This window comes from Bacillus sp. FSL K6-6540 (assembly GCF_038007545.1).
The window spans coordinates 6974995-6989720 of sequence record NZ_JBBOXH010000001.1; the positions used below are offsets into that span (position 1 = coordinate 6974995).

Annotated in this window: 14 protein-coding genes and 1 other annotated feature; of the genes, 5 read left to right on the forward strand and 9 right to left on the reverse strand. The window is 52.8% G+C overall.

Annotated features, from left to right (window positions below):
• The first annotated feature begins 117 nt into the window (after window positions 1–117).
• Window positions 118–1374 carry an MFS transporter gene (locus tag MHH82_RS31410; RefSeq protein WP_340969444.1) on the forward strand — a complete coding sequence of 419 codons (1257 nt, stop codon included), beginning with the start codon at window positions 118–120 and terminating at the stop codon, window positions 1372–1374.
• Window positions 1375–1387: 13 nt separating this feature from the next.
• The gene (locus MHH82_RS31415) at window positions 1388–1993 is read left to right on the forward strand and encodes a DJ-1/PfpI family protein (RefSeq protein WP_036659403.1); all 606 of its coding nucleotides are present in this window, start codon (window positions 1388–1390) and stop codon (window positions 1991–1993) included.
• A gap of 74 nt (window positions 1994–2067) precedes the next feature.
• Here MHH82_RS31415 and MHH82_RS31420 read toward each other — a convergent pair whose 3' ends face one another.
• Both MHH82_RS31420 and MHH82_RS31425 read right to left on the reverse strand, forming a co-directional pair.
• Window positions 2068–2874: a phosphotransferase family protein gene (locus MHH82_RS31420; protein ID WP_015737951.1), complete on the reverse strand. Its 807-nt coding sequence runs from the start codon at window positions 2872–2874 to the stop codon at window positions 2068–2070.
• Window positions 2875–2897: 23 nt separating this feature from the next.
• Window positions 2898–3353: an SgcJ/EcaC family oxidoreductase gene (locus MHH82_RS31425; protein WP_340969448.1), complete on the reverse strand. Its 456-nt coding sequence runs from the start codon at window positions 3351–3353 to the stop codon at window positions 2898–2900.
• 228 nt (window positions 3354–3581) lie between these two features.
• On the opposite strand from MHH82_RS31425, the gene MHH82_RS31430 reads away from it, so the two are divergent.
• Together MHH82_RS31430 and MHH82_RS31435 are read left to right on the forward strand one after the other, a co-directional pair.
• Complete coding sequence (locus MHH82_RS31430) at window positions 3582–4412, forward strand: MerR family transcriptional regulator (protein ID WP_340969449.1); 831 nt, start codon at window positions 3582–3584, stop codon at window positions 4410–4412.
• Window positions 4413–4603: 191 nt separating this feature from the next.
• Window positions 4604–5368, forward strand: coding sequence for an SDR family oxidoreductase (locus tag MHH82_RS31435; RefSeq protein WP_145039508.1), 765 nt, complete (start codon window positions 4604–4606; stop codon window positions 5366–5368).
• 119 nt (window positions 5369–5487) lie between these two features.
• Here the strand turns inward: MHH82_RS31435 and MHH82_RS31440 are convergent, their stop codons facing one another.
• Together MHH82_RS31440 and MHH82_RS31445 are read right to left on the reverse strand one after the other, a co-directional pair.
• Complete coding sequence (locus MHH82_RS31440; RefSeq protein ID WP_445661984.1) at window positions 5488–7068, reverse strand: sigma-70 family RNA polymerase sigma factor; 1581 nt, start codon at window positions 7066–7068, stop codon at window positions 5488–5490.
• A 54-nt stretch (window positions 7069–7122) separates the two neighbouring features.
• Window positions 7123–8103, reverse strand: coding sequence for a hypothetical protein (locus tag MHH82_RS31445; protein ID WP_340969455.1), 981 nt, complete (start codon window positions 8101–8103; stop codon window positions 7123–7125).
• A 120-nt stretch (window positions 8104–8223) separates the two neighbouring features.
• Window positions 8224–8500 (forward strand) — a binding site (T-box leader).
• A 51-nt stretch (window positions 8501–8551) separates the two neighbouring features.
• On the opposite strand from MHH82_RS31445, the gene trpS reads away from it, so the two are divergent.
• The gene (trpS, locus tag MHH82_RS31450) at window positions 8552–9535 is read left to right on the forward strand and encodes a tryptophan--tRNA ligase (protein WP_015737957.1); all 984 of its coding nucleotides are present in this window, start codon (window positions 8552–8554) and stop codon (window positions 9533–9535) included.
• A gap of 258 nt (window positions 9536–9793) precedes the next feature.
• On the opposite strand, the gene MHH82_RS31455 is transcribed toward trpS, so the two are convergent.
• From MHH82_RS31455 to MHH82_RS31475, 5 genes are all read right to left on the reverse strand, one after another.
• Window positions 9794–9967 (reverse strand): hypothetical protein, encoded by a 174-nt coding sequence (locus MHH82_RS31455; protein WP_015737958.1) that lies wholly within the window; start codon window positions 9965–9967, stop codon window positions 9794–9796.
• Window positions 9968–10199: 232 nt separating this feature from the next.
• Window positions 10200–11351, reverse strand: coding sequence for an ABC transporter permease (locus MHH82_RS31460; RefSeq protein ID WP_015737959.1), 1152 nt, complete (start codon window positions 11349–11351; stop codon window positions 10200–10202).
• On the reverse strand, window positions 11351–12469 hold the full coding sequence (locus tag MHH82_RS31465) for an ABC transporter permease (protein ID WP_340969457.1): 1119 nt from the start codon (window positions 12467–12469) through the stop codon (window positions 11351–11353). The genes MHH82_RS31460 and MHH82_RS31465 overlap by 1 nt, the downstream gene beginning before the upstream one ends.
• A 29-nt stretch (window positions 12470–12498) precedes the next feature.
• A complete protein-coding gene (locus MHH82_RS31470) occupies window positions 12499–13434 on the reverse strand; it encodes an ABC transporter ATP-binding protein (protein ID WP_015737961.1) in 936 nt (311 codons plus the stop codon).
• Between the two features lie 208 nt (window positions 13435–13642).
• Entirely contained in the window at window positions 13643–14716 is a 1074-nt protein-coding gene (locus MHH82_RS31475) for a sensor histidine kinase (RefSeq protein WP_340970220.1), read from the reverse strand.
• Window positions 14717–14726: the final 10 nt, after the last annotated feature.

Genomic DNA, 14726 nt, shown 5'->3' on the forward strand with positions numbered 1-14726 from the left:
CTGTATTGATACAGTTGCTCTAAATTGTCCTGTTCATTTCCGATTCCATGATTAAAATTAGCTTATTGCATGACATAGCGGAAGTAAAGACTTGGGAGAGGGGCTGACGGGGTTGCGATGAAAAGAGACCGGGGTTATGCATGGGTCATTCTCATATTTCTATGGATGCTAGGGTTTGCGGCGGCCATCAGCCGGTTTGTCATGTCTTATTACCAGCACGAAATGGCAAGGGATTTAAGCGTCGACCTCACCTTTATCAGCTTCACCTGGTCCGTTAACATTGCCGTTGCCGCCATCTGTTCTCCGCTCGGCGGATGGTTGACCGATCGATACGGTCCCAAAAAAATGATGCTCCTGAACGCCCTGTTTGGCGTGATGTCCATGCTGACCGTGCTTACGTTTCGTCATCCGGCGGGATTCTTCCTGGGGCTCGGGCTGCTCTCCGGCCTCTCCGGCATGGCTGCAAGTACAGGTTATGTCGTGGTCACAAGCTGGTTCAGCCGCCATAAAGCGAAGGCACTCATGATTATGACCAGCGCGAGCTCGCTCGGCCTGGCCATTCTGACGCCTCTATTTGTAAGCAACAGGGACTGGCTCGATTGGACAACGGCATTCACGTTCACCTTATGGATCACGCTTGTATCCATACCGCTCACCTTGCTTATCATGAAAGAACGAAAGCGCGAAGAGCACGAAGCCGACCCCTCCGCTGCTGAATTGCCCCCATCGGCTGGGAGGCCACGGATCCTCCCGATCGCCAAGGAAATGGCAACCAGCCGCACCGTACTTCTGGTGATCTTCGCTTTGTTCACATGCGGCTTCAGCATGGGAACGGTTGAAATGCACCTGATGGCCATCCATCGCCATCATCAGATCAGTTCGGTAATGTTCACGTCCTCACTGAGTATTCTCGGTTTGCTTGAGCTGACAGGCGGACTGCTGTTTGCCTTCCTCCTGGACCGGATGTCGAGGAGTTTGGCCTTGTCCTTCCTGTACGTATTTCGAATCGTGGCCTTTATGGTGCTGTATCTGCACTTCAGCGCCTCTCCGATCCTCTTCTCGTTCATCTTCGGAGCCAGCTATTTAGGCGCCATTCCGGGCGGTATTCTGGTAGCCGGCGAGGCCATGGGCCATCGCTCCGTTGGATTGCAGGCCGGAACGCTGCTTATTTTCCATCAGGCGGGCGCCGTTCTCGGCTCCTTCTCCGGCGGATTCCTGTATGACCTTACGAACAGCTACCAAGCGCTGATCGGGATCAACTTGATATTCAGCGTTCTGTCGGCCACGGGCTATTACCAGATTCATCGTGCGTCGAATCGAAGGCGTTCCGTTCCAGGCCAGCCGGGCGGCGCCAGCTTAAAAAAATCACTATAGGCAGGTGTTCTTGATGAAAATGGCTTTCATTCTATTCCATGGCATGACGGCCCTGGACCTGATCGGCTTCACCGAAGTCATGACCCGGCTTGCCCGCATCCGTCCCGAAGCGGATATATCCTGGGATTATTGCGCGCTGAGCACGCAAATTACCGATGATCGCGGATTGGCGTATGTCGTATCCCGGGTCAAACCGGATCTTTCGGAATACGATCTGGTCTTCGTGCCTGGCGGCTTTACCACGAGGGAGCTGAGGTGCGACCCCGATGTGCTGACTTGGCTGCAGACCGCCCGGGAAGCCAAACATCTCGTATCCGTCTGCACCGGATCGCTGCTTCTGGGCGCGGCCGGCTTGCTGGAGGGCAAGCGGGCTACCACCAACGCTTCGGCTTACGAACTGTTGACACCCTACTGCAAGGAAGTTGTTCAAGCACGCATTGTACAGGACGGCCGTCTCTTTACGGGCAGCGGAGTGTCATCGTCCATTGATCTCGGCTTATATGTGCTCGAAAGGCTAACCGATGCAGCGACAGCAGAACGGGTCCAGACGGATATGAGCTACCCCTATTACCGGACGGGAACTTCATCCGCCGTATATCATGCGAAGACAGGCATGTAAATCCGGATGCGGCGACCGGGGAACTTGCCCTATATTATGGAAGCCGCTCTCCCCCCGCAGGAGTCACGATTTCATTACGCATAAGCACGGAGCCGGTCATCAATCAGCCCGAGCAGCCAATCTCTTTCCCCGGGAACATCCTCTCTCAGCCTGGCCGCCGCTACGGGCAGCATCCACCGGTCGATATCCTCCAGCTTCGCACGGGATAATCGGCAGTACTCGTTCAGGTATACTTTATTCCACAGCATGCGGGCCATCCGAAGCGGAAGCACCAGGATGCCCGGCTGATCGACCGGGTTAAACGGCGATTGGAACATGAGCGATGTCCTGGCGACGTCGCATAGCGGGTTACCCACATGGGCATTGTTCCAGTCGATCGCCCGGCATCCGTTCTCCGCGACGATCACATTGTCCGGGTGAAAGTCGCCATGGCAGATGGAATCGCCTTCCGGAAATGAATCCAGCACCTTGCATATGGCCTGCGCTTTTTCTTGCAGGATGCCGCTTGCATCAAGAATCGCGTGTTCCAGCTTTTCTTTTTGCGGCGGCAGCAGGCTGGTCGTGCAGCAGTGCGTCGCATGTTGGAGCTGCGCCATATCCCGGGCGCACTTCGTTAGCTGAAACGGTGCCGATTGAACCTGACGCAGCATCGAAGGGCCCGTAATCCGTTCATACACCAGCCCCGTACGTCCTTCAATATCCACCATGTCAAAGACGGAAGGGGCGGGAACCCCCGCTTCCGCAACGATGCGTCCCATCTCCGCCTCATACGTCACCCATTCCGGGCGATACCCTTCATAATACAGCTTTAGTGCCTGAGACTCTCCCCATTCATAGACCTCTGCACTCCTGCCTTTTCCAATCAGCGCACCCTTCTTCAAAAGCTCATCCTCCACATCTTTAATCAGCTGGATTTTGAATTCGAACGCATCATCATCCGCTGAATCCAGCCTGGCTTCTGAATCCGGCAGTTATGAAATGCCGATATCTTCCACTCTCCGTTCACTTTGACCAGCACGTTGGTATTAATGGAGAAGCGGCTGGTGGGCGGCTTCTTATGGAATCTCAGCTGCACCGCTCCCGTAGCCTGGGCTATCGCAAGCTCCGGGGTCAGGAAACGCAGCTCCGTCGGGGTTGGCCCCGCTACCAGTTTGGAGTCGCGGAGCACCCCGTCCCACAGCTTCTGATGAACCTCATCGATCTCTTGGCGGCCCTTCAAGTGCTGCCCGCTAAACGTCACGTAATCCGCATCAACCGTAAAGCATTCCGCATAAGCCCGGCCATTCCCTTCTCCCCACGCCTTGGACAGCGAATCGAATAACGTTTGGATCGCCTGGCGATCCTCGTGCGTTCCGTTCATCAACCTTATCTCCTTTCTTGCTCTGAAGCGGGATCACGAATCTTCTTTGAACACATTGTACGATAATCCGGCCGAACTGAATTCCCGCCCCGGGATGAAAACAGACTCGGTCTTGGGACCGAGTTGTTCCCTCAGTTCCGGCGAGTTGCGTTCTTTACGCAGGCAGGAGAGCGGGATATGATATCGTTATCCACGAGAGACCGAATCGTAAAGGAGGTAGCAAACGGTATGATGAAGATCAGCGTTTTTGCCAAGGTCAGCGGCATTTCCATCAAAACATTGCGTTATTATGATGAGCTGGGCCTGTTAAGGCCGGCCCATGTTGATGAGCAAAGCGGATACCGTTACTATTCCGAGGAGCAGCTTCTGACCGTCAAGCGGATTGCCGCCTACAAGGAACAGGGGTTTACCTTGGAACAGCTCAAGGATTTTTTTGAAGAGGATATAGGAACCGATGCCGTAAAGAACAAACTTGCGGATAAAATGACGGAGCTTCGACATGCGATGCAGACCCTCCAGCTGCAGCTGGATGAGGTGAACAGCAGAATGTCGCGCTTGGAGCCATCGGAAGCCGGTGATCCGGCAGGCTTCATCCGTATCCGGGAAGTCCCATCCCAGCTCGCCGCATCGATTCGCGACCAAGTCCCCCGCAGCCAGCTATGTCTCTTGCTTGATGAGATTACGAAATATGCTTCCTCTTATGGAGAAGAGGAAGCTAGCCAGTTAACCATCCTTTGGCATGATCACGGCAGCGAGAATGCCGACATCGCCGACATCGAAGTCGCAATCCCCGTAACCAGGGACATACCTGTTAACGGCCGTGTTCGTGTGGACTACCTGCCGATGCTTCAATCCGCCGCATCTCTTGTACATCGTTGTGATCCGTACGGTTATAGCTGTCCCGTTGCACCCGAGCTCAAAGCATGGATTTCGTCCCAAGGCCTCGTTCAATCGGATCGGGAGCCGATCCGCGAAATCTATCTCACCTCGGATAAAGATATCTATGGCAAGAAGCGCCCCGCGGAATTGCTTATCCCCTTACAAGGCAACGCGTTGTAACCCATCCATAGGCTGCCGGAGCAGGCTTCTGCCCAGCCTCCATCGCCTCCATCCGTACTTGCAGCAGCAGTAATCGCCATGTCTTTGTTGTTCATGAATAACTCTCGAAAAATTCTAAATCAACCTCTTGACTCTCCCCCTAACCGGAGAGTGTACAGTAGTTTTAAATCAAACAAGAGGAGTGGAGTTTCATGAAACGATTGGAAAACAAAGTTGCATTGGTTACAGGCGGAAGCCGAGGAATCGGTAAAGGAATCGCGCTTCGGTTGGCGGAAGAAGGGGCACTGGTCGTTGTTCATTACGGAAACCGCCGGGATGCTGCGGATGAGGTTGTGCAGACCATACAGGTTCAAGGCGGGCAAGCTATCGCCTTAGGTGCTGGGCTGGAATCGGTAGATGGAGCCAAGGGGCTTATTCATTCGCTGAAGAAGGAGCTGCTGCGTGTAACGCGGGACCAGCATTTTGATATTCTGGTGAATAACGCAGGCATCGGAACCTCAAAGACCTTTGAAGAGACGACCGAGGAGAGCTTCGACGAGCTACTTGCCGTTAATGTAAAAGCACCGTTCTTCCTGGTCCAACAGGCTCTGCCGCTCCTGCGTGACGGCGGGCGTATCGTCAACATCTCCTCCGGTGTGACGCGTATCGCCTATCCGCATATTATGGCTTACAACATCACCAAGGGAGCCATCAATACGTTCACCTTGCACCTCGCCAAGCTGCTGGGTCCACGCGGGATCACGGTGAATGCGGTTCTTCCGGGCATCGTGGATACGGACGTGAATGCTGCATGGCTTCATACTCCGGAAGGGCAGCAGCATGCCGCAGAGATGTCCGCGCTTGGCCGAATCGGTCAGCCGTCGGATATTGCGGACGTCGTAGCGTTTTTGTCATCAAGTGACGGGCGCTGGGTCACGGGACAGATGGTCGATGCAACCGGCGGCTCTCATCTGTAACTATGAAAAGAGCTATCCTTGCTTGGCATTAACGCCAGAAAGGATAGCTCTTTTGCTGTATTCTACTGTTAATCGGATCCCCCAATATGCTCAATATTGCTCTTTTCCTATGTCTTCGGTTAATCGGCTTCAGCTATCCGCACAACCGACTTCCGCTCCGGGTTCCAGCGCCATAACGGATCCTTCCCCCTTACCTGCAAGCCTCCTACCCATTTATCGATCGTTGCGGCGCAGGCATAGTCGGTCTTACCGGCCAGCACCTCATGCCCCAAACTCGTCACTTGCAGCACCCGCTCTTGAAAATGGGGTACAGCCAGTTTGAAGTCAGGAAACAGTGCTGTACCATCGATAACCAGCAAGGAATCCGGCCCCTCAATCATCTTCGCCAGGTAATACCAGAATTCCAGGTCTCCCATTCCGAGTGTATGAAGCCGGTCACCTACTGTGCGGAATAACTCATAAGGCGTATGAATTCCGCCCGCTACAGCTTCTAACGTCGTCTGCTCGATGATCCCGAGGCCATGGCTCACAGAGGGCAGCCGTGCCAGATGGGCCTCGAACGCATCCCTCGCAAAAGGCAGTGCCGAGGAATCCATTTCCAGCAAACGCTGATGTTTCTCCGGCAGGTCCGAGGCATAGGCTTCCCACAACATGCTGCCCAGCATTAGCTCTTCGTCTCCAATCGCATGCCATGTGCCCGATAAAGTCTCGAGCTGCTCTGTGCTAAGCTGCCCCAGCCCGCGAAAAAGCTCGATGCCCGGGTATGCGCCAATGCACAGCAGACTCAGCCTCGTATTCCCCAGTGACTGTTCCTTAAACCAATGCAGCAAGTAGGCCAGCATGGTCTGGTCAAACAGGTCATGCTCAAACCAGAGCACAACTTCGTCATATTTTCGAAAATCCTGGAGCTTCCTCTCCTGCGACTCGCAGGTCCCGATATATTCCTTCTGTGGAATCCCCAGCGTTTGCTCCAAATACTGAGCTCTTGTTCTCCGATGATCCGGCTCGTCCATCTTCGTATAAACCGGACCAAACGAATAAAGCTCCCTCCACACCAGGATATCTCCTTGAATGTTCCCTTGCTTCAGCTTATCCCCTACCGAATCCCCGTTAACGATATGCAGCATGCGTTTTCCTCCCTCATACAGATCGGTGAACACCGATACAAAGTCGGCTACGTGCAGCGTGTTCCTCAGCTTCCGCCGGGCATCAAAAAGTCGCTTCTTCAAAGCCGGCAAAGAAATGTCCAAATATTGCGAGATCTCACGCAGGTTGTAGCCTTGAAAATAATAGAGCTGGACCGCAATCCTCATGCCCGATGGCAAGTCCGCGATCGTGGCATGCAGCTGACCGATCAGCTCTCTCTTTTCCACGACCGACTCCAAGCTTCGCTGATCTCCCATCGGCAATTCTATCTCATGCAGCGGAAACGTCTGCAATTGCTTGCGGCGCAAGTCTCTGTAACACTGCCGTTCCACGATCACTTTGAACCATCCGGGGAAACGCCGGGGATCCTGCAGCTTATGCAGATTCGCAAAGGCCTCTGTAAAGGCCTCCTGCACGGCGTCCTCCGCCAAATGGGAATCCTGCAGCTTATCGTAGGCCACAGCCAGCGCCATGCCGGTAAAATGCCGGACCAAGCTTTCCTGAGCTTCGGCACTGCCCCTCCGGGCTTCCTCAATCCACTGGATCACGCTCACTTCACCTCCCTCTCGGTGTCTCTATCCCTTAAGTGCCGATCTAAATGAAAAAAGTTACCTCTCTTCAGGAAAAATGATCGTCTGCACCGGATGGATGATATATCGAAAATTCTCCATAGCCTTCGCCGGAGCCGAAACACGGTTCCAATGATGGTAGAAACTGAACGGAAATTTGAACAGATGGCCGAAGTCCCAATCGATGACAGCCCCGTCGATACCCGCCCAGTACTCCGGCTGGTGCGGCAGCCAAGCCGATCTTGGAGCCCCCACGAGTGGCAGCCGATCCACCGGAGACACGATTCGGATCGGCTCTGCAGGATCCAGCTGGCTGCTGGCACGGAGCACCTTCACGATTTTGAGCAGACCCGGCAAGCCTCTGTGGAAATAATCATGATGGCCAAGATCGTACAAGATGTTTAAGGCATGCGAGTACGTCAGCATATGCCCCATCAAGTCATGATGGGCTTCTGCGCGGTAGATCACCGAATAAGAGGCCAGCTCGTTTAAAATTAAGGCCGACAGCTGATCGCCGTCCGTTATTTCTGATATCCCGTCAAGTTCATCCAGGGTCAACCGTTTGACCTCGGCAGCAGAATATCCGATCCAGGACCTTCCCGGAATCGTCTTCGTGAAAGAGGCTATTAATTCCGCGATATCGGCTGCTTCATGCCGTAGACCGCCTCCAAGCTCGTGGAGTGCAGCCAGGCTTATTGCGGCATAGATCACATTGTGCCCGACCCAGTGCAGCCCATCAATCGTATCGTCAAGGGCCGCAAGAATCCTTGATTCGGCACTTTTCACACTCAAGCTTTCCCCTGTCACCGTTCCCGACTGCAAATACTTGGCGATCATCCTTTGGTTCTCCGCCGTAACGGCCTCCTCGACCTTCCCGGGCAAATGGTTTGCCTTTACAAAAAAATAACCCGCGATCGCGGCCGCTCCGTAATGAGCCTGCCAAATATCCCCTGTTAGCATTCTGCACTGCGACAGTATGGATAATCCGTCCCCAAGAATCGCTCTGTCCTTATCGCTCATCCTGCCCCCCCGATCCCTCTTGACATTCACCTAACATCTGTGTGATGATACTCATCAAATCATCTTGTTCTCTATTCACATTCGAACAGAGCTGCACAGATGAATTTAAGAACAACATACCACACGGCTATGAGAAGAAATAGTAGCTTATCTCTTGAGGTCCAAGCGAACCGGCGATTGGTGCGAGGCCCGGTACTCCGGAATAAGTGAATGGATCTTCTCGCTTCAACCCGAACCTCCGATCTCTGCCGGAGCAGTAGGCCTTGACGGCTCTCCACCGTTACTTTGGGAGATATGACAGGGAAAATGGTGCGTTTCCCCATTTCCGCGTCATGCTAAAGAGCGACCGTACAGTCGAATTTGGGTGGTACCGCGAAAGTTACACTTCGTCCCATACAGGGATGAGGTGTTTTTGTGTTGTTCGCAAACAAATTAGGAGGTGGTTATTATGCAACGATTATTGTCAGGCATCAAGCCGAGCGGAGATTTGAATATTGGCGGATATGGAGGTGCCCTCCGTCAATATGTGAAGCTGCAACATGAGTATGAGTCCTATTTCTTCGTGCCGGATCTGCATGCGATCACGGTCTATCAGGATCCCATGGAGCTGCACCAGCGCACGCGCGACATTGCCGCGCTGTACATTGCGTCGGGCATTGACCCCGATAAAGCGACGATCTTTCTGCAATCGCAGGTCCCCGCGCATGTAGAGCTCGGGTGGTTGCTGGAGACGCAGGCGCATTTTGGTGAATTAAAACGCATGACCCAATTCAAGGAGAAATCGGACGGAAAGGATACCGTAAGCTCCGCGTTGTTTACGTATCCGGTCCTGATGGCTGCCGATGTGCTGCTCTACCAGGCAACGCACGTGCCTGTCGGCGACGACCAGAAGCAGCATCTGGAACTGACCCGCGATGTGGCCGAGCGCTTCAACAACCGGTATGGCCGCACGTTTGCGGTGCCTGAGCCGATCATTCAGGATATTGGCTCCCGCGTCATGGGGCTTGACGATCCGTCCAAGAAGATGAGCAAAAGCAACCCGAATAAGAACAGCTGCGTCCACATGATGGATACGCCGGAGGATATCCGCAAGAAGTTCTCCAGGGCCGTTACCGACTCCGATGGCCAGGTCCGGCACGACTGGGAGCAGAAGCCGGCGGTCAGCAATCTGATTGAAATATATTCCGTATTCTCCGAGGAAGCCATCTCCGTCATCGAGAAACGGTATGAAGGCCAAGGATACGGTACGTTCAAGAAGGAATTAGCCGAAGTGGTCATCGAGAAACTTCAACCGATCCAGGAGAGGTTCCATGAAATCGTGAATTCCTCCGAGCTTGATCGCATTTTGATGGACGGAGCGCAGCGGGCTTCCGAAACCGCAGTCCCGACACTCCTTGCCGCCAAGAAAGCGATGGGATTGGTCACGTTCTGAAAGAACCGAGAGGGCGTCCCCTTAATAACTGATCCTTATCGGGAATCAGAACAAGGGACGCCCTGCTTATTTTTGTCGGCTGGCCTTTTTATGTTGTACATAAGCGTCTACACCGCTTTAGTCTGTCCTGCCTCACTATAACCCATGGTTCTTCTGATTCCCGACTTGTTTATTGAGATGCCTGCCATGTCGCTGTCGCCCCTTGACATCATCTCCCTATCGTAACCGTAATTGGAACGCTCGGTATCGACCACCAGGTCATATGAGGCCGATGATATCCGTGTAATACTTCAAGAACACATTGTGGATGAGCACTCCCCCGACTGACAGGATCGGACCAGGAAGAGCCAGACGCCATTTCTCCCCTAGAGTCAGTCCGGTAGCAGTGAAGCGAAAGGCTTGCCGCAAGGCACTTCGCGCTTTACCTAACATTTACCATCCCCCGATCGTTCAACGTTTCAACCAGATCCTGTATCTTGAACTCATTGTAAACCATGGAGTAACTCCAGATGAAATAGCTTTGTTCATTTTTTCCAATAGATTTTTCGCCGGAAGAACGGGTTTTAGACTAATGAAAAAAAAGGAGCCTTGCTGTTCAAGCAAGCCCCTGATCGCTTATAGCCGGCCATCCTATGTGCAGTACAAGGAGACCCTGCCATTAAATTTAAATATAGCTCTGCGTATCTCTATTTCTTGCGAACTTGTAGGTTGCAATCAGCGATAAGGCCAAGGCAAAAGCCAGCAGAATCGCCACGTTCAGAATCACGTCGGTCAGGCCGCTTCCTTGCTGAAGCTTGCCGAACGTATCGAGCAGCCAATACTGCGGCAGGAAATCGGCGATTCGCTGAATCGCTTCGGGCATCACGGAGAGCGGGAATACACACCCCGCCAGCAGCGATGTCGGCATGATCACCATCGTCTGGATTCCGTTAGCCATCATGGTGCTGTCCGAGAACGCGACAATGACCTGCGATAAACTAACCGCGACCAGAGCGAACAGCGACAGAATCAGAAACATCTGCCATAATGGAATGCCTGGCTCGATATGAAAGAACCGGGTCATGACGAACAAGGTGGCCGCAATCTGGATCATCATCAGAATGATGTTCACGATGGCATTCGAGAAGACGTAACTGCGGGCCGTAATAGGCGACGATAAGAGTCTATAGTACGTACGGTTCTCGCGATCCCGGATCGTCAATGCCGATAGATTCACGGCGGAGAATAGCATGAACACAACCAAGTAACCGATCGTCCGGTTGGTCATATCATGATTGGCCGATTGATCCGCAACCATAGTCGTGGACAATTGAAACGTAGAACTGCGGTAACCGCTGTATAATTCGTTAAACGCGGCGGCGTCGCCACCCGCTATAACCCCCATGGATGAAATATTCTGGACGTACGCGTTCAGATACGATTTGACATACCCCGTAACCTGAGCGCCCTTAATCGACTCGATCCGGACCGGCTCGGGTGTCCCCTGAATTACGCCTTTCGCAAACCCTTCGGGGAAGATCAGCACCGCATCCAGCTCACCCGACACAACCAAGTCATCCGCTTCCGATTCCCTAATGACCGATGCCTCGGTATGCTCCAATTGAGCAACAAAATCGATCGTATCTTGCGTGACCTTCTGTTCAATATCGTGATTCACGATGCCAAGGGTAACGGAGGTATCGCCGGAGCCCTTGTAGATTAAGGTGGATAGCAGAATGCCGACAATGGGAAGCGCAATAACGAGCAGCAGATTTTTATAATCCTTCAACGAGGTCAATATCGTTTTTCGAATGAGCCAGAGCATATCCTTCGACATTACAGCCCCTCCCTTCTTCGCATCGAAATCATGGCTACCGCCAGCAGCAGGATGGAAAAACCGATATTCAGCATCATCGCATGCATGGCTGCCGACCCACTGCCTGAATAAATGAGCTGCAGCAGAGCTTCATTGGACCAATGCAAGGGAGAATACGTTGCGGCCTCCCTCATGAATCCCGTTGTGCTTGCAACCGGCGTATATCCTCCGCCAAAAAACGCAGCCAGTTGAATAATGACCATGATGACAGCTCCGGCTGCATTGCCCTTCAGCACGTAACTGATGCCGAGCCCAAGGCTGAGCGCAAACAGGATCTCGGTGAACAACACCAGGAATACCATGACGGGGTTCTCCCCCCAGTAGGCATTGAACATATATTTGCTGATCAGCACGACGATGATGACAAATACGGCATTGATTGCGAGCGTGCCCGTTATTTTTCCGGCAAAAATCTCGGCTTTCGTCACCGGTGAAGCCAATAGGCGCTGTGCGGTGTTTCGCTTTCGCTCACTATCGATGAGTCCGTCTGCCGTCAAGGCGCTGTACAGGATGATCATCGTGGTGACCGCAATCGAAAAATAATCAAGCGAACCCGGCTGCCTCGCTCCCTGAATGGAAGACTCCAGCACATAGCTCCCTCCATCATCAACAAGCGGCTTGCTCTCATATTCCGGATCGATCTTCGCGGCTTCCGCTGACAGCCGATACCGGTCGGCAAAGGCGGACAGCACCCCTTGCACAATCCCGTTCTCCATACTGTTGCGGCTGTTCCCCTCATATCGGATGCCTTGGCCGTCTATTTCCACGTAACCGGTGTACCGGTTGTTTCTCACTTCCCGCCCTCCGTCCATGCCTTCCTCGATCTGCTCAAAGGCCATGCCCGATGAGCGCTCCGCCTCCTGCATGAATGCCTGCCATTGCTCCGTAAGCGCGGGTTCTGCTCCATTGTTATGGTATAGCACCCGAATGTCTCCAATCGTGGTACTGCCGTTAAAAGCATTCGAAAGCGCCGTCCCTAGGATCAGAATGAGCAGCACCGGGGTTGCCAGCATAAATACCAGCATCCGCGGCTCCCGGACGATCTTCATCTCCTTCAGCGCGATTCTCAGCACATTCATGTACTTCCACCTCCCTCTTCCTAAATCAGCTAATCCCGAAGGCTCCGGCCGGTCAGCGTCAGGAACACCGTTTCCAAATTCGGCTCGGACGCTTGAACGGAACGAATTTCAATGCCTTGCGCCATGAATTGCTGAATGATTTTATTCAGGTTATTGACCCCTGCGTCGGAGCTGATGTGCACGATATTCTCCTTCACTTCAACCGATTTGACGCCCGCGATCTCCTTCAACTTGTTCGCTTCAAGATGGGCGGCCGTTTGCACTTCGATCCCGATATCCTTCTGGTCCGTAATAATGGCCTTCAGCTGTGCCTGCGTGCCCTCCGCTATGACCTTGCCGTGGTCGATAATGGCAATCCGGGTGCAGAGCTCCTCCACTTCCTCCATATAATGGCTCGTGTACAGGATCGTGCTGCCCATCTCGTTCAGCTTCCTAACCGAGTTTAGGATATAGTTCCTCGATTGGGGATCGATGCCGACGGTCGGCTCATCCATGATGATCAGCTTCGGTCTGTGGGCAATCGCGCAAGCGATATTCAATCGTCTCTTCATGCCGCCGGAGAAGCTTTTCGGGTACATCTTATGTTTGTCGCTAAGTCCGACGAAGGTAAGCGCCTCTTCAGTCCTGCTCCTAAGCTCCGATCCTCTCAGTCCATACAATCCGGCAAAAAAATGAACATTCTCATAGGCGGTCAGATCCTCATAAATCGCAACCTCCTGCGGAACCATGCCGATCTGCTGCTTCGCGAACTTTCGATGCTTCGTCAGATTCTTGCCCAGGACATGAACCTCTCCCTTGGTCATGGGCATGAGCGATGATATGATATTGATGGTTGTGCTCTTGCCTGCTCCGTTCGCGCCCAGGAAGCCGAAAATCTCGCCTTCCCGTATGTTCAACGACAGCTGGTCTACCGCTATGAAATCCCCAAACTTCTTCGTGAGCCCTTTGATCTCCAGCACGTTCATATGTTTTTCGCCTCCATATTCCATCCACGCATCAACCGGTGGACTTGATCTGCATTTATCGTACGAAAAAAGGATGCCCTTGCGATAGTGCACAAGTTCATCCTTACCCATGAGAATATTCATGTTGTTGACGATCCAAATCTTCACCCTTGTGGGGAATGTCTTGTTTGACCCGGTATCCCTAACCCGCCAAATGCGCTTACCAGCTTTAGCTATAAGGAATTAGAGTGGTCACCGAGAAACCGCTCGAGCCATCCACGATCACGGTTCCATTCACGACCGCGGCGCGTTCCTCCATGCCTATAATCCCAAGGCCCTTGATTACCTTCTGCATGCCCTTGCCGTTGTCGCTGACTTTGGCCTTGATCATGGTGCCCAGAACTTCGATATGTAACGAGACTGCCGTTGCATTCGCATACTTCATCGTATTGGTTAACGCTTCCTGGGTATTATCCTGAATGATTTTCCACTGAAGCGGCGTAATCACATCCATATTGCCCTCATGCGTTAGTACGGTCTTGATCGAGTGCTGGGCGGAGAACTCCTCCAGAAATAAACGCATTCGGTTGATGCCGAGCTGCTCCGTCGGAGGCTTTACGTTCTTTAGAACCAGCCTGATGCTCTCAATGCCTTCTTTGGAGATGGATATGGCATTTTGCAGCAGCTCGGCAGATTTGTCCGGATTCGATGTCATCAAGCGCTTGGCCGCTTCCATCTGAATCAACGCTCCCGTCATGGAATGCCCGATCTTGTCATGAATTTCCTGGGACAGCCGATTTCGCTCTTCCAGCTTGAACATATATTCAAACTGCCGGATGTACTCATTATTTTCGCTCAGTCGCTGGGTCAACCGATCGAGTTCGCGATGCATCTGCTCGTTCTGCTCCTGGTAGGATGCGGCTCGGTTAACAAAGGTTCTGAGCATCGTAAGATAAATATAGGATAGAACGGATGTAGAAACATAGGTCATAACAAACCCCTGAGGCACGATAAGCGCTGGAACCAGCAGGGGGATCAGGATCATCCAGCTCCTGCGAACGTAAAGCGACAACAGCTCGTACAGATTCACGGGAAGCAGTATGAGGAGCAGCGGATGGATGTAGAATGAGGAAGCCATGGCAACAAGAATCGCAAGCAGCATGAGGTACGGCTGTATGCTTCGGCTCTTGAAAATATAGACGGATACATTCACGGACAGGTAGAGAAGAACGACAAGTATATACCATGGCGTTATCGCAAGATCAGAGGCATACGACTGGCTGATCACATACAGGAACAGCATGCTTTTGAAC